The sequence below is a fragment of the Bradyrhizobium sp. B025 genome (genome assembly GCF_042257955.1).
Taxonomy (GTDB): Bacteria; Pseudomonadota; Alphaproteobacteria; order Rhizobiales; family Xanthobacteraceae; genus Bradyrhizobium; species Bradyrhizobium diazoefficiens.
This window is the reverse complement of the sequence record NZ_CP170150.1, coordinates 276332-294111: the sequence shown is the minus strand read 5'-3', so window position 1 is coordinate 294111 and position 17780 is coordinate 276332. Positions and strand designations below refer to the sequence as shown.

Sequence of the window (17780 nt, the reverse complement as noted above, 5' to 3'; positions counted from 1 at the left end):
CCTGTTCCATCTGTCCCAAAGGTCCCCCATGCTGCTCGACCGCCGCTCCCTCCTCGCCTCGCTGTGCTGGATGGCCGCCACTCCCGTGCTCGCCGCCGACGCGCCGCCTGAGCTCGAAGCCTATGAGCGCGAAAGCGGTGGACGGATCGGGCTGTATGCGGAAAACTTGGCGACCGGCGCGAAGATCGCCTGGCGCGCCGACGAGCGGTTCGTCATGTGCTCGACATTCAAGGCCTCGCTCGCGGCCTGCGTGCTGGCGCGGGTCGATCGCGGCCAGGAGCAGCTCGCGGCCGTGATCCCTTACGGCCAGGCCGACCTTCTGAGCTATGCGCCTGTTGCCAAGCAAAATCTCGCGGCCGGCAAGATGTCGGTCGCCGAGATGTGCAAGGCGATCGTCGAGCTCAGCGACAACACCTGCGCCAATCTGCTGCTGGCACGGATCGGAGGGCCGGCCGCCCTCACGGCGTTCTGGCGATCGCTTGGCGACACCACCTCACGGATCGACCACAACGAGCCTGAGGTCAATAAGTCAGCGCCCGGCGATCCCCATGACACCACGACGCCGGCCGCGATGGCCGGCAATCTGCGGCGGCTGGTGACGGGCGAGGCATTGTCGCCGGCGTCGCGCTCCCAGCTCACCGAATGGTTGGTGGGCTGCAAGACCGGTGCGAACCGGCTGCGCGGCGGCCTGCCCGCGAGCTGGACCATCGGCGACAAGACCGGCAACAACGGCAAGGACGCATCGGGCGATATCGCGGTCGCCTGGCCCAAGCCCGATACTAAGCCCGATGCGCCGATCCTGATCGTGGCCTACACCCAGGGCGGCTCGCCAACTGCCCCGCAGATCGAGGCCATGTTCGCGCGCATCGGACGCATGGTGGCAGGGCGCCTGGCGTAAGGCCCCCGCATTGACCTCTTGGCCGCTTCCGGGCGAAGACAGGCCATGATCGCAGCGAAATTCCAGACCTTCCTCATCCTGCTCGCGGTGCTGGCGGGCACCGCGCTCGTCGCCCGCCGTTTCAACATCGCGCCTGCGATCTTGCTGATGCTGTCCGGCGTCGGCCTCGCCTTCGTGCCGGGCATGCCGCCGGTGGAACTGCCGCCGGAGCTGGTGCTGCTGATGGTGCTGCCGCCGCTGATCTACTCGGCGAGCGTCGCCATGAGCTGGCGGGAGTTCCGGAACAATCTGCGCCCGATCGTGCTGCTCGCGGTCGGCGCGGTGATCTTCACCGCGGCGATGGTGGCGGCCGCCACGCACTATTTGATCGGCCTGCCATGGGCCATCGGTTTCCTGCTCGGGGCCATCGTCGCGCCGCCCGACGTGGTGGCGCCGCTCGCGATCGCGCGACGGCTCAACATACCGCGCCGCCTCCTGGTCATACTCGAAGGCGAAGGGCTCGCGAATGACGCCACCGCGCTGATCCTCTACCGCTTCGCGCTCGCCGCCATCATGGTCGGCCATCTATCGCTTCCGATGGCGGCCGGCGAGTTTGTCCTCATTATCGCCGGAGAGATCGCCTTCGGCATCGGCGTCGGCTGGCTTTCCCTGCGCTTCCGCAGATGGGCGAAAGATCAGCAGGTCGAGCTGACGCTGTCGCTGATCACGCCTTACGTCTCCTACTGGCTGCCCGAGCATGTCGGCGGCTCCGGCGTGATCGCCACCGTCGCCTGCGGCCTCTATGTGAGCTGGAACGGCCCGCTGCTGATCTCCTCGGCGACACGCCTGCAAGGCATCTTCTTCTGGGACCTCATCATTTACCTGATCGAGGGCCTGCTGTTCCTGCTCACCGGCTTCCAAATGCGCGCGCTCTACGAGAAATCGAAGGCGTTCCCGCTCGACGACATTCTCATCGCGACCGCCGTCGTGCTGACGATCATTGTGACCGCGCGTTTCGCCTGGCTCTATCCCGCGACCTATCTGCCGCGGATCCTCTCCAAATCGCTGCGCAAGCGCGACCCGTCGCCGCCATGGCAATGGCCGTTCGTGCTCGCCTTCACCGGCGTGCGCGGCGCGGTGTCGCTGGCGGCGGCGCTGGCGCTGCCGTTCACGCTGCCTGATGGCAATGCCTTTCCGTATCGCGACCTGATCCTGTTCGTCGCCTTCGGCGTCATCTTCGTCACGCTGATCGGCGTCGGACTGACGCTGCCGCCGGTGGTGCGCTGGCTCGGCGTCGCCGAAGCCGGCCGCAACGAGCATGTCGCCGAGCATGAGGCCGAGATCGCGGCACGCCGCCAGGCGCTCGACGCTGCGCTGAAGTCGCTCGATGCGCTGACCGAGGCGAAGGAGGTGTCGGACGAGGTGATGCGGCTGCTGCGCGCCCGCCACGAGATCCGCGTCAACCAGCTCCCTGATTCACTCGATCCCACCCATCACGACGTCTCCGCCGCCGGCACCGCGCTGACCCGCGAGCTGATCGCCGCCGAACGAAAATTCATCCACAACCTCCTGCGCGACGGCCAGATCACCGACGAGACGCGGCGCCGGATCGAGCGGGATCTGGATCTGGAGGAGGCGAGTCTGGCGAACCGGGAGTATCGGGGCGTGCCGCTGTAGCTTCTCGTCATTGCTGAACCGGCTGCGCAAGCTACCGCCTCTCGCAAAACTCCCCCATCGCCGCCGCGACGGCTCCCGCGATCATCTCCTGCCGCTCCGGCGAGTTCATCGCCATCTCCTCGTCGCGGTTGATGATCGAGCCGGCTTCGAGCAGCACCGCGGCACTGTTCGTTCGCGACAGCACGACGAGCCCGTCGTAGCGGTAGACACCGAAATCCCTGTCCAGCAATTGGCGCCGGTAGCGCCCCATCACCGGCAATGTGTATTGGCTGGCATAATGCAGGCCCTGCTCTTTCAACTGCCGGCCGATCATCCGGGCCAGCAACAGGCTGGTGGCGAAGTGCGAATTGCGTTCGGATACGAACAGCGAATGGCCTGAAAACCGATCGCTGAAATAACTCATCGCGCCGTCGAATTCCCAGGTCTCGAGCAGCTTGTCCGGTACCGAGTCGTGATGGATCGACAGCAGGAGATCGGCCCGGCCGTCATTCGCGGCACTGACGCGCTTGAACAGGCTCGGCCGCGCCTTGCCGTCCGTCACGAGCAGGCGGGTTGCGGCAAAGCCTTGGTCCCTGAGTTTCGCCGTGATCAGCTTTCCGAGCCGGAAGTTGAAGCCGAATTCCGTATCATTGCGCGCGCTCAGCGCGCCATAGGAGTCCGGGGTGTGCCCGACATCCACGACGATCCGGAATTTCGGCATCTGGCATTTGGCCGGTGACGCCGGCGGCTTCGTCATTGTTCGCGCGGCAGCGGCATGTCCGCGCTCGACAGGGGCAAGCGACGACAGCAGGGTCGACGCGACCAATCCGGCGATGATGCTGCGCAATTGGCCCAAGCGCTACTCCGCTGCTGCGACCTTGGGACGGCCGACGAAGCCCGCGACATCGCCAAAACGTTCCAGCATCACCGCGGGCAGGTCCTTGGCCTTGCTGGTGACGCAGGCGCCGGAGCGCACCGCGTAGCGATCCTGGTGTGCGGCCTGCGGCGGCGGCACGCCCTGCTGAAGCGCGCGCGCCAGATCCATCACGAGCTTGCGGAAATGCATGATGCCGAGATCGGTCGGGCCGAGATGCTCGCGGGTGCGGTCGGCGATCGGGCCCTGGCTGTCCTGCACGGCGGCGTCCTGCTCGGAGACGCCCTTGATGCCGGTGTAGCTCCTCGTCCTCTGGAGCTTGCGGTCGATCATGTAATCGTTGCCCTTGTGGCGCAGTGGCACGTAATGATCGTCAACCTCCGCGATCACGCCATTGCCGCGGTCATAGGCGTCGCGTTCGGCCTGCGTCAGCGGCCGCTCCGGATTCCAGGCATAGGTGTAGATCCAGCAATTGGTGTCGGTTACAGGCACGAAGGTCTGGCCAAAGATGTTCTCACCCGGCATCGCGCTCGGTGCGTAGGCGTGGAACGGCATCAGGAACTGCGCGATCCGCCAATAGATGTTGTCGCTGCCGGTGAGCCGGCCACCGGCAATGCAGAGGCCGGCGTCGTGCGGGGCGATCTTGATCACCGGCCGCGGGTCCTCGGCGATCCAGCGCATGTGGTCGCTCGACATCCGCGCGATCGGATTCACAAAATGCTTCTTGATGTCGAGGATCTCGTTCTCCTCCTTGTCGAAGGAGAGATGCGCAAAGGTGAAATGCGCGGTGTCGATCGAGCCTTCCAGCGCCTGCACCCAGTTGCAGTCCTGCCATTTCTTGCTGACGTAACGATGCGAGGCCGGCAGCATCGCCATTTCGAGATCGGGCAGCTCGGGCATGACGTCCGCCGGGCCCATATAGGCCCAGATCATCTCGCCCCATTCGCGCACCGGATAGGACTTGATGCGGATCAGATCCTTGGCGTTGAGATCGGGATAGGAGGTCGGCATGTCCACGCAGCGACCGTCCGTGTCGAACTTCCAGCCGTGATAGACGCAGCGGATGCCGCATTCCTCATTGCGCCCGAGCCAGAGATTGGCGCCGCGATGCGGGCAGTATTGATCGATGACACCGACGACGCTGCGCGAATCGCGGAAGGCGAGCAGCTCCTCGCCGAGCACGACGATCTTCTTCGGCTCGCCATCGGCTTCAGGAAGCTCCTTCGACAGGAGCACAGGAATCCAGAAGCGGCGCAGCAGCTCACCCATGCCCGTCCCGGGGCCGGACTCGGTCAGGAATTTATTGTCCTCTGCGCGGAGTATGGAAAATCCTCCCGATTTGTTTTTGGGAAGATTGGCGCGGACGTGAGACGACGTCAACGCAAGAACGGTTTCGTAGGGTGGGCAAAGGCGCGCTCTTCGCGCGTCGTGCCCACCGTCCTGTTGCAGGCACAGCGAGATGGCGGGCACGGCGCTGACGCGCCATTTTCACCCTACGGCAGCCATGCCTAAACCGGCCGCTCCCCCTTCACCGTCACCCGTGTCCCCGAGCGCGTGTGCGGCCAGTAGTCCCACATCGCACGGTGCTGGGTGCAGCGGTTGTCCCAGAAGGCGATGGCGTTCTCGGTCCAGCGGAAGCGGCACTGGAACAGCGGGTTCTCGGCGTGCTGGTAGAGATAGGCGAGCATCGCGTCGCTCTCGTCGCGCGGGATGCCGTTGATGTGGCGAGTGAAGCCGCGGTTGACGTAGAGCGCCTTCCTGCCGGTGACCGGGTGCGTGCGCAGCACCGGATGCTCCGCGTTCGGATAGGATGGACGATCGGCGACGCCATAGTTGGCATAGAGGCCGCGATAGATCGGCTCGCCGTCATGCAGTGCGGTCAGGCCGTCGAGATAGGCCTTCATGCGATCCGACAGCGCCTCATAGGCCGCATACATGTTGGCGAACAGCGTGTCGCCGCCGCGGGGCGGGCACTGCTTGATGTAGAGGATCGAGCCCATCGGCGGCTCGAGGTCGCAGGACACGTCGGAGTGCCAGCCCTCGCCGTTGGCGCGCGGCGAGTTCTTGTCGGCATAGATCTTCATCAGTGCCGGGTCTTCGTCCTCGTGCGGCGCTGCGGGATGGAAATGCAGCTCGCCGAACTTGCGGCCGAAGGCGAGATGCTGTTGTGGCGAGATGTGCTGGTCGCGGAAGAAGATGACGAGATTTTCCGCGAGCGCGCGATGGATCTCGTCCATCTGTTGATTGGAACGAACGTCATCGGAGACGAGCCTGCCGATGTCGACGCCGGAGATTTCCGCGCCGATGATCGGTGTGAGCTTTTCGACCGCGATGGTTTCGTAAGGCGCGCCGTCCTCGGCCATGTGGCGATAGCGCGGACCCTGCTTGCCGGCGAGTGAGCTCATGGCGTGTCTCCCGATCATTTTGATTGGAGACATCGTAGCGCGGATGGAGCGAAGCGCAATCTGGGCTACGACCCGCGCAAAAAATAAGGCGGGTTACGCTTCGCGAACCCGCCTCACGATTCCAATGTTTGGGAACGACTACTCCGCCGCGGTCACCGGTACCTTGGCGCCCTGGCCGTAGCGCTGGTCGATGTAGTCGATCACCAGCGCCTTGAAGTCGGCGGAGATGGTCGGGCCGCGCAGCGTGCGGAACTTCTTGCCGTCGACGAAGACGGGCGCGGCCGGCGCTTCGCCGGTGCCGGGCAAGGAGATGCCGATATTGGCGTGCTTGGATTCGCCGGGGCCGTTGACGATGCAGCCCATCACCGCGACGTTGAGCTCTTCCACACCCGGATATTTCGTCTTCCAGGCCGGCATCTCGTCGCGGATGAAATCCTGGATCGAGCGCGCCAGCTCCTGGAATGTGGTCGAGGTGGTGCGGCCGCAGCCGGGGCAGGCCGCGACCAGCGGCACGAAGGTGCGGAAGCCCATGGTCTGCAGGAGCTCCTGGCCGACCTGCACCTCACGGGTGCGGTCGCCGCCGGGCTCCGGCGTCAGCGAGATGCGGATGGTGTCGCCGATGCCCTGCTGCAGCAGGATGCCGAGCGCGGCCGAGGAGGCGACGATGCCCTTCGAGCCCATGCCGGCCTCGGTGAGACCGAGATGGATGGCGTAGTCGGAGCGCGATGCGAGATCCTGGTAGACCGCGATCAGATCCTGCACCGCCGAGACCTTTGCGGAGAGGATGATGCGGTCCTTGGGCATGCCGAGCTCTTCGGCGCGCGCGGCCGAGAGCAGTGCCGACTGCACCATGGCCTCGCGCGTCACCGCGCGCACGTCGCGCGGATTGGCGGACGCGGCGTTCTCGTCCATCAGCTTGGTCAGCAGCTCCTGGTCGAGCGAACCCCAATTGGCGCCGATGCGGACCGGCTTGCTGTTCTTGTTCGCGATCTCGATGATATCGGCGAACTGGGTGTCGCGCTTGTCCTTGAAGCCGACATTGCCGGGATTGATGCGGTACTTGGCGAGCGCCTCGGCGCAGGCGGGATAGGCTGCGAGCAGCTTGTGGCCGATATAATGGAAGTCGCCGATCAGGGGCGTGGTGATGCCGCGCTTGGCGAGGCCGTCACGGATGTGCGGGACGGCGGCCGCGGCCTCCTCGCGATCCACGGTGATGCGGACCATTTCGGAGCCGGCGCGCGCGAGCGCTGCAACCTGGGCGATGGTGCCGTCGATATCGGCGGTGTCGGTGTTGGTCATCGACTGCACGACGATCGGCGCACCGCCGCCAACGGCGACGTCTCCGACCTTGACCTGGGTGGTCCGGTGCCGGGGCGCGGGGCCCGCGATGTCTGAATCGATGGTGTTTTCGAGCTTGTTCATGGGGTCCAAATATCAGGTTTTGGTGACGTTCAGCAATGCATCGCGCGGCGCCGCAGCCGTTTGGCTGGGACGGTTAACCAGAAAAAGCCCAGCAATTACAAGGACCGCGGCGGCCCCGAATGTCAGGCTCAAGGTGTCGTGCATGATGAAATAGCTACCCACCACGCCAAACAAAGGGGTGATGAAGGTAAAAGCGGACAATTTGCTGGCCGAATAGGCCTTCACCAGCGCGAACCAAAGCGTGAACGTGGTTCCCACCACCCAGATCGCCTGGAAGGCCATCAGGGCGAGGGACAGCGGCGCCGGGGTGTGGGTGATGGATTCGCCGAACAACCAAGCCGCCAGGCCCAGGATCGGGATCGAGGTCGCAACCTGGTAGCCCAGCGCCTTCTCCGGCGCGGCGAAGCGCAGCCGCGTGCCCTTGGCAACCAGCGTGGTGGCCGCCCACAGCGCGGCACCGCCGACGATCATGAGGTCGCCGAGCAGCACCTTGGCATCGACATCCGGCTGCGGCACGCCGATCGCGAGCGCGACGCCGGCAAAGCTCACCGCGAGCCCCAGCCATTGCGTGCCGCCGAGCCGTTCGCCGAGCACCTGGTAGGAGCCGAGCGCGACGAAGAACGGTGCGGTGTAAAGAAACACCACGGCCCGGGACGCCGGCGTGAGGCGCAGGCCCTGGAAGATCAGCACGAACTCGATGCCGAACATCAGCCCGGCGATCAGGCCGGGCTTCCACGTGCCGTCCTTCTCGAAGAATTTGACGCCGCGCAGCGTGCCGATGATGAAGAGTACCGGCAGCGCGCCCATCGAGCGGATCATCGCCTGGAGCATCGGCGGGATGTCCGGCAGCACCAGCTTCACCGCGATCTGGTTGAACCCCCAGGTCAGGCACAGCATCAGCATCAGGGCGATGGCGCCGGCACTGAGGGGGCGACCGGCGGACGGTATGGCTTGAGGTGAGGACATTTCTTCCCGATATCGGCTTTGCGCCGTTGTTGCTTTATGCAGTTTTCTGACAATGGGTGCAGATGCCCGTGATCTCCACCACAGACAATTTGGGGGCAAAACCTGAGCTGCGCGCAGCGGCGTTGATATCCTTGGCGAAGGACGCCGACGGGATCTCGCCGACCAGACCGCAGCGCTCGCAGATCAGGAACGCCACCGCGGAGGTCGCATCGTGGTCGTGGGCGGCGCAGGCGAGATAGGCGTTGCGACTTTCGATGCGGTGCACGAGGCCGTTGGCCATCAAGAAATCGAGAGCACGGTAGATCGTGATCGGGGCCGGCCGCGGCATCGACTTGGCGAGTTCGTCGATCACCTCGTAGGCCCCGAGCGGGCGGTGGCTGGAGAGCAGCGCCCCGAGCACCTGGCGGCGAATCGGCGTGAATTTCTGCGCGCGCTGCTCGCAAACCTCCTCGGCATGCGCCAGCGCGTCCGCAGTGCAGCGGCCGTGATCGTGGTCGGGCGCGGGGAATGCCGGCTTTGCGAGGGTCATTTGGCCTGCCTTCTAGCATTTCGGCGAGGGAACCCAAAGCACGACCGGCGAACGGCGGTCAGCCATGCTCTTGCAGCGGGACAGCGTCCCGTTACCCCGCCATGAAAAAATCATAAGCTTGCTTATAGTATCTCAAGCTTATAGGAGACCAAGCTCATGAGCCGCGGGCCCGTGGACCAGAACTTCCTGTTTACGCTCGCCGAGCTCTATCGCCTGCTGCGCGTCTATGCCGACAAGGAGGCGTCGCGCTTCGGCATCACCCGCGCGCAATGGGCGGTGCTGGCAAAGGTCGAGCGCAGCGAGGGCATGAAGCAGTCGGAGCTCGCCGAGCTCCTCGAGGTGCAGCCGATCACGCTGACGCGCCTGATCGACAAGCTCTGCGACAATGACTGGATCGAGCGCCGCAGCGACGCCTCGGACCGGCGCGTCAAGCGCCTCTACCTGAGGAAGGCCGGCCGGCAATTGCTCGGCAAGATGAGCGGGCTCAGGTCCGAAATCACGGCCAACGCGCTCGACGGTATCAATCCGGCGGATGCCCATCGCCTCCTCACCCAACTCGAAGCAATCAAGGAAAACGTGCGTACCGCGATCCAGACATCCGGAGCGGAACAAGCACGTAAGGAGCAGCGCTATGGCTGATCAAGTCATCAAGTTCCAGCCCGAGCAGAAGATCGACAGCGGCAAGCCCACCAAGAAAGCCGGCACCGATCCCCGCCGCCGCATCATCGCAGGCCTGCGGCGCTATCGCCGCTTCCTGCTGATGGTCGTGCTGCCGATCGTCGTCGCCATTGGCGGCTTGACCTTCTATCTGAATGGCGGCCGCTATGTCGGTACCGATGACGCCTATGTCGGCGCGCAGAAAGTGCTGGTGACGCCCGACATCTCCGGCAAGATCGAGAAGGTCGTCGTGAGGGAAGGTCAGCTCGTCAAGCAGGGCGATGAGCTGTTCGAGATCGATCCCGTGCCGTTCCGCCTCGCGGTGGACGAGGCCAGGGCGCAGCTCGCGCAGGCGCAGTCGACCTACGACAATCTCCGCGCCAACATCAAGATCTACGGCGACATGCTGAGCCTCGCCCAGCAGGGCGTCGACCTCAAGCAGCGCGACGTCGAGCGCAAGCAGGCGCTGGTCAAGAACAGCTACGGCTCGCAGCTCGACCTCGACAACGCGGCGAACGCGCTGGTCACGTCAGGCTCGATCGCGCAATACGTCAAGCAGCAGATCTCGGCGGCCAAGACGCAATTGCTCGGCGATACCGACCTGCCGCTGGAGAAATTCCCACCCTACGCGCAGGCCAAGTCCAAGCTCGACAACGCCGAGCGCAATCTCGATCACGCCGTGGTGCGCGCGCCGATGGGCGGCGTCGCGACGCAGGTCGAGCAGATTCAGCTCGGCCGCTACGTCACGGCCGGCACGCCGGTGTTCTCCATCATCGACGTCGCCCATCCCTGGGTCGACGCCAATCCGAAGGAAAGCGACCTCACCTACGTCACCGAAGGCCAGCCTGTTACCCTCGAGGTCGACGCGTTCCCGAACCACGTGTTCAAGGGCAAGATCGGCTCGCTCTCGCCCGGTACCGGCGCGCAGTTCGCGATCCTGCCGCCGCAGAACGCCACCGGCAATTTCGTCAAGGTGGTGCAGCGCGTGCCGATCCGCATCTATTTCGACGAGACCGACAAATACGTGCGGAAGCTGAAGGCCGGCATGAGCGTCTACGCCACCATCGACACCGGCCATCGGCGCTCGCTCGCCGGCCTGTTCGGCCTGTCGGCGACCGCGGGCCAGGACAAGGACTGATCCGATGTCCGGCCCCAATGCCAGCCTGATGGTCCCCGGTCTGCGCCGGAACATGGTGACGATCTGCGCCATGACCGCGACCATCATGCAGGCGCTGGACACCACCATCGCCAATGTCGCCCTGCCCTACATGCAGGGCACGCTGTCGGCCTCGCAGGACCAGATCAACTGGGTCTTGACCTCCTACATCGTCGCCGCCGCGATCATGACGGCGCCGGTGGGCTGGATCGCCAACCGCTTCGGCCGCAAGCGCATCTTCATCATCTGCTCCGCCGGCTTCACCATGGCGTCGGTGCTGTGCGGCCTCGCGCAGGACATCAACCAGATGGTGCTGTTCCGCCTGCTGCAAGGCGTGTTCGGCGCGGCGCTGGTGCCGCTGTCGCAGTCGGTGATGCTCGACTATTACACGCTCCAGGAACGCGCCAAGGCGATGTCGATCTGGGGCATGGGCGTGATGATGGGCCCGATCATGGGTCCCTCGCTAGGGGCATGGCTCACCGAGACCTATTCCTGGCACTGGGTGTTCTTCGTCAATCTGCCGTTCGGCGCCATCACCGTGCTCGGGCTGATCATCTTCATGGACGAGACCAGGAAGGACATCAGCCTCAAATTCGACTGGTTCGGCTTCGCTGCGCTGGCGGTCGCGATCGGCTCGCTTCAGCTCGCGCTCGACCGCGGCGAGCAATTGGGCTGGCTCGAATCCAATGAGATCGTCGCGGAGTTCATCGTCTCCGCCGTCGCGTTCTACTTCTTCGTCGCGCACTCCTTCACGACCTCGACGCCGTTCATCCGCTTCGCGCTGTTCCAGGATCGCAATTTCGTCACCGGCTGCATGTTCATGGTCGTGATGGGGCTCGTGCTGTTCTCGACCATGGCGCTGGCCTCGCCCTACATGCAGAACGTGATCGGCTACCCCATCATCACCGCCGGCCTGCTGCTGGCGAGCCGCGGCTTCGGCACCTTCTTCGCCATGATGCTGGTCGGCCGCATGATGCGTTATTTCGAGGCACGCACGCTGATCATCTCCGGCCTGACGCTGACCGCGGGCTCGCTGTATCAAATGACCGGCTGGACCGACCTGACCCAGGTGCCGGAGATCGTGACCGTCAGCGTCATCCAGGGCTTTGGCTTCGGCCTGGTCTTCGTGCCGCTCTCGACCGTTGCGTTCCTGACGCTGTCGAACGAGCTGCGCACCGACGGCACCGCGATGCTGACCCTGATGCGCAACGTCGCGAGCTCGGTCGGCATTTCCGTCGTCATCGCCCAGCTGACGCAGGGCACGCGGCGGACCTATGCGATCCTGTCCGAGCACGTCAACCCGTTCAACCACGCGCTCCAGATGCCCGGCGTCAGCGGCATGATCAACCTATCCACCGACGCGGGCCGCGCCATGGCCGACAGGATGGTCAGCGTGCAGGCGCAGATCATCGCCTTCGCGCACGACTATATGCTGGTGATGGTCTTCATCCTCTGCACCATCCCGCTCGCCCTGTTGATCGGCTCGACCAAGGCCACGCTGCGCAGGCAGGCCGCGGGGCCGGAACATGCGGTGATGGAGTAAGGGGAGGGGCGTCACAAGCTCCGCCGTCGTCCTGGACAAGCGAAGCGCAGATCCAGGACCCATTACCCCAGGGAGGAGTTTGGCGAAGACTCGTGATTACCAGCTTCGCGCCACAACCTCGCCCTGGGGTAATGGGTCCTGGCTTTCGCCAGGACGACAGCAAGTATGTAGCGTCGCCTACCCCAACAACTCCTCACACCCCAGATCCTCGACCGCCATCATCACCCGCTCCAGATTGTTCCACCAGATCAGCGGCGGGATGTTGATGCTCCACTGCCAGACCGGCCCCGTGATGTGCCAGAGCACCGACAGACGATAGTCCTGATCGAGCGCGCCGCGCGTGTAGCCGCTGACGCCGTTGGCGACCAGCGTCTCGTGATAACGATTGAGCAGCGGCCGTTCGAGCGCCTGCCTGCGGTCCGGGTACCATTGCATCGCCATCATGTAGGCAAGGTCACTCGTCGGCACGTTGATGCGCCACTGGTCGAAATCGAAGATGCGCACGGTATCCGCGACGCCGGGGCGCGGCAGCATGAAATTCCAGATATGGGCATCGCCATGGGCAATGCTGATGTGACGCCGCGAATGATAGCGCTGGGATAGCCGAGCCGAGTGCTCGATCAGGCGGCGATAGAGGGTGCGGCGCTCTTCGCCGAGGCGATCACCGAGCAGATCGGCGAAGCGGTCGTAATGGCCGGCGAAGGTTTCCATGTGCTGCGCGCGGTCCTCGGCGCTCGCCCAGGTGCCGACGGTGTCGCCAAGACCGGGATGGTCCCACCATGCCGCATGCCAGCGCGCCAGTGTCGTGACGATCGCCATCGCCTGCTCACGCGACGGCGGCAGCGGCCACTTCGTTGCGATCTCATGGCTGTCGGTAAGGTCCTCGAGCAGCAGGTGCCAGGTGGGGCCGTCCTCGTCGAAATGCCCGTCAAAGCAGCGCGGCACCAGTCCCGGCGGCATCTTCGGCGCAAGCTGCGTGTAGAAGTCCACCTCGCGCCGGCCGCCATTGGCGAGGCTCTCGGCGAAAGCGGAATTGGGAGTCTTGAGGATCAGCGACTGCGGGGCGCCAGCGGACTCGCCGACATAGCGCAGCCCGAGCCTGACGATCTGTGACACGAGGGTGTCACGCTGATGCAGCACCTTCACCTCGCGCACCGCGCCCGCGTCAAGCACGCCGCCCCTGCGCAGCGCCGCCGTCAGTTGGGCGGACTCAACGACCGCCGGCAATTGTGGAGATGTCATAGCCACGATGCCCCTGTCCCGCGCCATACTGCACGATCACGCCCCCGGGCACCAGCGGCCGACGCGATGCCGGGCTCAAGCCGCGGCGGTCGAGTCGCGCACAGTCCGGACCACGACCGACCGCAGCTGTTCGAGATTGGACGCCATGCCGGCGATCGCCTGCCTGACCTCCGCGGCGCGCTCGTTCACGGAGGCGGCGTCGCGGCTGACATTGCCGATCTTGGCCGAGACCTCCTTCGCGGCGGACGCCGATTCGGAAATCGACCGCGCGATCTCCCGCGTCGCGGCGTCCTGCTGTTCCATCGCGGCAGCAACCGAGGACGCCACGCCGTCGATCTCGACGATGTGGCCCCCCATGGTCTCGACGGCATCGACCGCGGCCTGCGTCGAGGCCTGGATCTCGGCAATCAGCCGCCCGATCTCCTCCGTGGACTTGGCGGTCTGGTCGGACAGGGATTTCACTTCGGCGGCCACCACCGCAAAGCCGCGGCCGGCCTCGCCGGCGCGCGCCGCCTCGATCGTGGCGTTGAGCGCCAGCAGGTTGGTCTGGCCGGCGATGCCGCCGATGAGATCGGAGACCTCGGCAATCTTCTTCACCGATCCCGCCAGCGCCTGAATGGTCGAACGCGCCTGCTCACGGCCGGCAACGGCCGATCTGGTGACCGTGCTGGTCCGCGCGACCTGGCCCGCGATCTCGCGGATCGAAACACTCAGTTCTTCGGCCGCGGCCGAAACGGTCTGGGAACTGCCGAGGGCCTGGGTGGAGGCCGCGGCCACCGCCTGCGACTCCGAGGACAGCGATCGCGCGATCTCGGACAGGCTGGAGACGGCCCGCTCGACGCCCTGGCTCGCCGCGCTCGCGGTGTCGACCGAGCGCCCGGTCTCGCGCTCGACGGTCTCGGCCATCTGGTGCAGGGCGCCGCGCTTGGCGAGCGCGGCCTCCTGCTCCTTCTGCAACTGCTCCTCGCGCAGCCGCGAATTCTCGGCCGCCGCCTGCTTGAACACCACAAGCGCGCCCGCCATCGAGCCGACCTCGTCCTGGCGGTGTGCAAATGGAATGTCGGCGGCGAGATCGCCGGTCGCGAGCCTTTGCATCGTATCCGTCATGCGCACGATCGGGCGCACCACGCCGAGGGCAACGCCAAGCAGGCCTGCGGCAACGAAGGCCAGGACGGCGGCGGAGACGCCGAGGAGGATATAGAGCATGGTGCTGTCGCGCTCCGCGGCCAGCTTCTCCATGTCGGCGTTCTGCTTGTTGGCGCTCTCGACGATGCTGTCGATGACGGCGCGGTGGGCCGTGTAGGCGTCCTTGAGCTGCGCGTAGGCGCCTTCGGCAGCGGCGCTGTTCTTGGCCTTGAGGGCCGGCAGGAGCTGATCGGACAGGACTTTCCAGAACTTCTGCACCTCGGCATCGGACTTCGACACCAGCGCGTTCTTCAGATCGGCCGAGAGGCTGGAGGCGATCCAGAATGCCTTGCGCTCGTCGTAATCCTTGCGGAGCTGGACCAGGCGCTCGCCATGGGCCGCCAGCTGATCCGGCTCGCGCATGGCGAGGGTCGCTTCGAGATAGGCCTCGATGACATATTCCGGCGGCGGCAGGATGTCCGCGATGAGGTCGTTGCCCAGCTTGATGTCGGAATAGAGCGGACCGCCGACCTTGAGCTCGCGCAGGGCGTAGAGGCTGGTGGAAACGACCGCCGTGAAGCCGATGGCGAGAACGATCCCGAATGCAATGACCGCAGAAGAAAGCGAGAGACGAAATTTCATGGAACAATCCAATGCCGCTGGTCGAAATCCGAACGGACCCTAAACGATTGCGGTAAACACGGGATTGCTTCGCGCGGAAATTGTATTCCGCGGAGACCGGAAAATTACAGGAATTGGATGTCGAACGGTCGGTTTTCAGGCAGCGAGACCGACTCACGGCGCGAAGAGAAACGACTCAGGCCCGATGCGGAGCAGCAGCCGACTCGGTTGCGCTGGATGAGAAACGCGTGCCGGCCGTCGATATCGCCGCCACGCGTGCCGCCTCACACGTCGAAGAACACCGTCTCGTTGTCGCCCTGCAAACGCAGGTCGAGGCGATAGACCGCCTTCCCCGCCTCGCGCGTCGCAATCAGCGTGGCGCGGCGCTCAGTGGGCACCAGCGCCAGCACGGGATCGGCGGCATTGCCGGCCTCGTCGCTGAAATAGATCCGGGTGTAGAGATGCCGCAGCATGCCGCGGCCGAACACCGCAAGGAGGATATGCGGCGCCTGCAGCTTGCCGTCGAGATCGGGCACCGCGCCCGGCTTGACGGTGTCGAAGGCGTAATTGCCGTCCTTGTCGGTGCCGCAGCGGGCGAAACCGCGGAAGCTGGCATTCGGCAGCGCGCGCTTGTCCTGCGGGTCGGCGAAGCGCCCTTGAGCATCCGCCTGCCAGATCTCCAGCATGGCATCAGGCACGGCGACGCCGTCACCGTCGAGCACGCGGCCCTCGATGTGGACACGATCGCCCGTGACGTCGGGCGTCAGCGTCGAGTTGGTGAACGCGTCGTTCCAGGCGTAGTCGCCGGTCGGCGTCAGGCCGTATTTGAAGAACGGACCGACGGTCTGCGATGGGGTGATCCCCTCGGGCTTCACAGAATCCTGCACTTTAGTGGCTCTCCATGGGCGTGGCGTTCTTGCCGCGCAGCACGATGTCAAAGCGGTAGCACAGCGCCCATTCGGGCTGGGTGTTCTCGAGATCGAACGACGAGACCATCCGCGCGCGCGCCTTCTCGTCCGGCACCGAATTGAAGATCGGATCGAACGGGAACAGCGGATCGGCCGGGAAGTACATCTGCGTCACCAGGCGCGTGACGAAGGAATGGCCGAACACCGAGAGATGGATGTGCGCGGGACGCCAGGCGTTGTGGTGATTGCCCCACGGATAGGCGCCGGGCTTGATGGTGACGAAGCGGTAGTAGCCGGAGGCATCGCTCTGGGTGCGGCCTGCGCCGGTGAAGTTCGGATCCAGCGGCGCCGGATGCTGGTCGCGGACATGGACGTAGCGGCCGCAGGAATTGGCCTGCCAGATCTCGACCAGCGAGTTCGGCACGCCGCGGCCGTCCTCGTCGAGCACATGGCCGTGCACGATGATGCGCTCACCGATCGGCTCGCCGGTATGCTGTGTGGTGAGATCGTTGTCGCCCTCGCGCACGGTCTCGTGGCCGTAGACCGGGCCGGTCAATTCCGACAGCGTGTGGCGCATCGGGATCAAGGGCTTGTTCGGTGCGCGCTTGATCGAGCTCTTGTACTCGGGCGACAGCGGCAGCGGATGCGCCTTGTTGCTATCGACGGGATAGATGAATGTCATTGGCGAACTCCTCCCCCGGCCATTTTCGGTCCGGCCGGTCAACACTTCCGCCAATCATTATAGGATATAACTAATTGGGGGAAGCGGGTTTGGCGGCCTCTTTGCGCCGGCACATGGCACAGGCGCGCCCTATTTGATCGGCGGACGTGGCAGCACGGCCTCGCCGGTCTCGAGCCGGTAGGTGTGGTCGAGCGAGTACCAGGGCGTCGCGACGTCGCGCGCGGTCGGATGCGGCGTATCGTGGCGCAGGAACTTGCCGATCAGCGCCTGCGTCACCCCGAACTGCACGTCGCTGTCGATATGCGGATCGGCGGGGTCGTAGACCTGCGAGATCAGCACCTTGAATCCGGGCTTGAAGATCAGCGCGTGCAGATGCGCGGGACGATAGGGATGCCGGCTCTGCGCCTTCAGCAGGCGGCCGACCACACCACTGGTCGGAATGGGATAGCCAACCATCATCACCGAACGGAAGGCGAAGCGCCCGTCCTGGTCGGTCGTGAACTTGCCGCGCAGGTTCATGTCCGCTTGCTCGGGGTCCTGGTTCTCGTAGAGACCGACCGGCGAGGCATGCCAGACATCGACCTCCGCCCCAGTGACGGGACGGCCATCCTTGTCCACGACGCGGCCGCTGACGAACAGCGGCGCACCCGGGGTCTCGGAGCGAACGATCGATCCGCCGTTCTCGACCCGCGGCGAGTTCAACCGCCAGAACGGTCCGAGCAGCGATTGGTCGGTTTCCGTATTGCCCTGATCGCCATTGTTGAGCAGGCACACCAGCGGCGAGACGCCGAGCGAGCCGGCCATCAGCACGACTTCGTTATGCGTATCGGTGGTCAGCTTGCCGAGCTCGGCCACGATCGCCGTGGCGTCGCGGAATTCCGCCTCGGTCAGGCGAACATCGCGGACGAAGGCGTGCAGGTGCTTGACCAGTGAGACCATGATCTGGCGAAGCCGCGGATCGGACGTCCGCTCCATCACCGCCAGTGCCGCGGCCGTGACGTCCTGCTCACGTTCGATGATCATGCTTGCCTCCCGGTCGCCCGTCATTCCGGGGCAGCCCGACAGGGCTGAACCCGGAATCTCGAGATCCCGGATTCCGCTCTAACGAGCGGCTCCG

16 protein-coding genes are annotated in these 17780 nt (G+C 65.1%); 5 read left to right on the top strand and 11 right to left on the bottom strand.

All coding sequences use genetic code 11. The annotated features are described in order from the left end of the window. Positions 1-28: 28 nt before the first annotated feature. Positions 29-898 carry a class A beta-lactamase gene (gene bla, locus ACE10W_RS01325; protein WP_304550222.1) on the top strand — a complete coding sequence of 290 codons (870 nt, stop codon included), beginning with the start codon at positions 29-31 and terminating at the stop codon, positions 896-898. A 45-nt stretch (positions 899-943) separates the two neighbouring features. Then, positions 944-2554 carry a Na+/H+ antiporter gene (locus ACE10W_RS01320; protein ID WP_074076494.1) on the top strand — a complete coding sequence of 537 codons (1611 nt, stop codon included), beginning with the start codon at positions 944-946 and terminating at the stop codon, positions 2552-2554. A 31-nt stretch (positions 2555-2585) separates the two neighbouring features. Here ACE10W_RS01320 and ACE10W_RS01315 read toward each other — a convergent pair whose 3' ends face one another. The 6 genes from ACE10W_RS01315 to ACE10W_RS01290 form a co-directional block, all read right to left on the bottom strand. Continuing rightward, on the bottom strand, positions 2586-3389 hold the full coding sequence (locus ACE10W_RS01315; RefSeq protein ID WP_060909481.1) for an N-acetylmuramoyl-L-alanine amidase: 804 nt from the start codon (positions 3387-3389) through the stop codon (positions 2586-2588). A 3-nt stretch (positions 3390-3392) separates the two neighbouring features. Next, positions 3393-4730 (bottom strand): Rieske 2Fe-2S domain-containing protein, encoded by a 1338-nt coding sequence (locus ACE10W_RS01310; RefSeq protein WP_369525357.1) that lies wholly within the window; start codon positions 4728-4730, stop codon positions 3393-3395. A gap of 185 nt (positions 4731-4915) precedes the next feature. After that, positions 4916-5812, bottom strand: coding sequence for a TauD/TfdA family dioxygenase (locus tag ACE10W_RS01305; RefSeq protein WP_028172619.1), 897 nt, complete (start codon positions 5810-5812; stop codon positions 4916-4918). Positions 5813-5950: 138 nt separating this feature from the next. Beyond that, positions 5951-7234 (bottom strand): flavodoxin-dependent (E)-4-hydroxy-3-methylbut-2-enyl-diphosphate synthase, encoded by a 1284-nt coding sequence (gene ispG, locus ACE10W_RS01300; protein ID WP_027542165.1) that lies wholly within the window; start codon positions 7232-7234, stop codon positions 5951-5953. A 12-nt stretch (positions 7235-7246) separates the two neighbouring features. Next, positions 7247-8200: a DMT family transporter gene (locus ACE10W_RS01295; RefSeq protein ID WP_011083757.1), complete on the bottom strand. Its 954-nt coding sequence runs from the start codon at positions 8198-8200 to the stop codon at positions 7247-7249. 34 nt (positions 8201-8234) lie between these two features. Further along, complete coding sequence (locus tag ACE10W_RS01290; protein ID WP_011083756.1) at positions 8235-8729, bottom strand: Fur family transcriptional regulator; 495 nt, start codon at positions 8727-8729, stop codon at positions 8235-8237. A gap of 156 nt (positions 8730-8885) precedes the next feature. On the opposite strand from ACE10W_RS01290, the gene ACE10W_RS01285 reads away from it, so the two are divergent. From ACE10W_RS01285 to ACE10W_RS01275, 3 genes are read left to right on the top strand one after another with little or no spacing between them, the layout of a single operon-like run. Further along, the gene (locus tag ACE10W_RS01285; protein ID WP_011083755.1) at positions 8886-9368 is read left to right on the top strand and encodes a MarR family winged helix-turn-helix transcriptional regulator; all 483 of its coding nucleotides are present in this window, start codon (positions 8886-8888) and stop codon (positions 9366-9368) included. Then, on the top strand, positions 9361-10524 hold the full coding sequence (locus ACE10W_RS01280; RefSeq protein ID WP_304550216.1) for an HlyD family secretion protein: 1164 nt from the start codon (positions 9361-9363) through the stop codon (positions 10522-10524). Before ACE10W_RS01285 ends, ACE10W_RS01280 begins: the two co-directional genes overlap by 8 nt. A gap of 4 nt (positions 10525-10528) precedes the next feature. Then, positions 10529-12085, top strand: a complete 1557-nt coding sequence (locus tag ACE10W_RS01275; protein ID WP_304550215.1) for an MDR family MFS transporter — start codon at positions 10529-10531, stop codon at positions 12083-12085. 177 nt (positions 12086-12262) lie between these two features. Here ACE10W_RS01275 and ACE10W_RS01270 read toward each other — a convergent pair whose 3' ends face one another. From ACE10W_RS01270 to ACE10W_RS01250, 5 genes are all read right to left on the bottom strand, one after another. After that, positions 12263-13354 carry a phosphotransferase gene (locus ACE10W_RS01270; protein ID WP_011083752.1) on the bottom strand — a complete coding sequence of 364 codons (1092 nt, stop codon included), beginning with the start codon at positions 13352-13354 and terminating at the stop codon, positions 12263-12265. Between the two features lie 48 nt (positions 13355-13402). Beyond that, positions 13403-15094 (bottom strand): methyl-accepting chemotaxis protein, encoded by a 1692-nt coding sequence (locus tag ACE10W_RS01265; RefSeq protein WP_011083751.1) that lies wholly within the window; start codon positions 15092-15094, stop codon positions 13403-13405. 263 nt (positions 15095-15357) lie between these two features. Further along, the gene (gene pcaG / locus ACE10W_RS01260) at positions 15358-15960 is read right to left on the bottom strand and encodes a protocatechuate 3,4-dioxygenase subunit alpha (RefSeq protein WP_011083750.1); all 603 of its coding nucleotides are present in this window, start codon (positions 15958-15960) and stop codon (positions 15358-15360) included. 1 nt (position 15961) lies between these two features. Further along, complete coding sequence (gene pcaH / locus ACE10W_RS01255) at positions 15962-16663, bottom strand: protocatechuate 3,4-dioxygenase subunit beta (protein ID WP_038965195.1); 702 nt, start codon at positions 16661-16663, stop codon at positions 15962-15964. Positions 16664-16792: 129 nt separating this feature from the next. After that, the gene (locus ACE10W_RS01250) at positions 16793-17686 is read right to left on the bottom strand and encodes a dioxygenase (RefSeq protein ID WP_060912787.1); all 894 of its coding nucleotides are present in this window, start codon (positions 17684-17686) and stop codon (positions 16793-16795) included. Positions 17687-17780 lie beyond the last annotated feature (94 nt).

What these genes read in the sequence shown, in the direction of transcription:
- bla (WP_304550222.1), top strand. Translation starts at nt 29, where the DNA reads ATGCTGCTCGACCGCCGCTCCCTCCTCGCCTCGCTGTGCTGGATGGCC.
- ACE10W_RS01320 (WP_074076494.1), top strand. Translation starts at nt 944, where the DNA reads ATGATCGCAGCGAAATTCCAGACCTTCCTCATCCTGCTCGCGGTGCTG.
- ACE10W_RS01305 (WP_028172619.1), bottom strand. Translation starts at nt 5,812, where the DNA reads ATGAGCTCACTCGCCGGCAAGCAGGGTCCGCGCTATCGCCACATGGCC.
- ispG (WP_027542165.1), bottom strand. Translation starts at nt 7,234, where the DNA reads ATGAACAAGCTCGAAAACACCATCGATTCAGACATCGCGGGCCCCGCG.
- ACE10W_RS01295 (WP_011083757.1), bottom strand. Translation starts at nt 8,200, where the DNA reads ATGTCCTCACCTCAAGCCATACCGTCCGCCGGTCGCCCCCTCAGTGCC.
- ACE10W_RS01290 (WP_011083756.1), bottom strand. Translation starts at nt 8,729, where the DNA reads ATGACCCTCGCAAAGCCGGCATTCCCCGCGCCCGACCACGATCACGGC.
- ACE10W_RS01285 (WP_011083755.1), top strand. Translation starts at nt 8,886, where the DNA reads ATGAGCCGCGGGCCCGTGGACCAGAACTTCCTGTTTACGCTCGCCGAG.
- ACE10W_RS01280 (WP_304550216.1), top strand. Translation starts at nt 9,361, where the DNA reads ATGGCTGATCAAGTCATCAAGTTCCAGCCCGAGCAGAAGATCGACAGC.
- ACE10W_RS01275 (WP_304550215.1), top strand. Translation starts at nt 10,529, where the DNA reads ATGTCCGGCCCCAATGCCAGCCTGATGGTCCCCGGTCTGCGCCGGAAC.
- ACE10W_RS01270 (WP_011083752.1), bottom strand. Translation starts at nt 13,354, where the DNA reads ATGGCGCGGGACAGGGGCATCGTGGCTATGACATCTCCACAATTGCCG.
- ACE10W_RS01265 (WP_011083751.1), bottom strand. Translation starts at nt 15,094, where the DNA reads ATGAAATTTCGTCTCTCGCTTTCTTCTGCGGTCATTGCATTCGGGATC.
- pcaH (WP_038965195.1), bottom strand. Translation starts at nt 16,663, where the DNA reads ATGACATTCATCTATCCCGTCGATAGCAACAAGGCGCATCCGCTGCCG.
- ACE10W_RS01250 (WP_060912787.1), bottom strand. Translation starts at nt 17,686, where the DNA reads ATGATCATCGAACGTGAGCAGGACGTCACGGCCGCGGCACTGGCGGTG.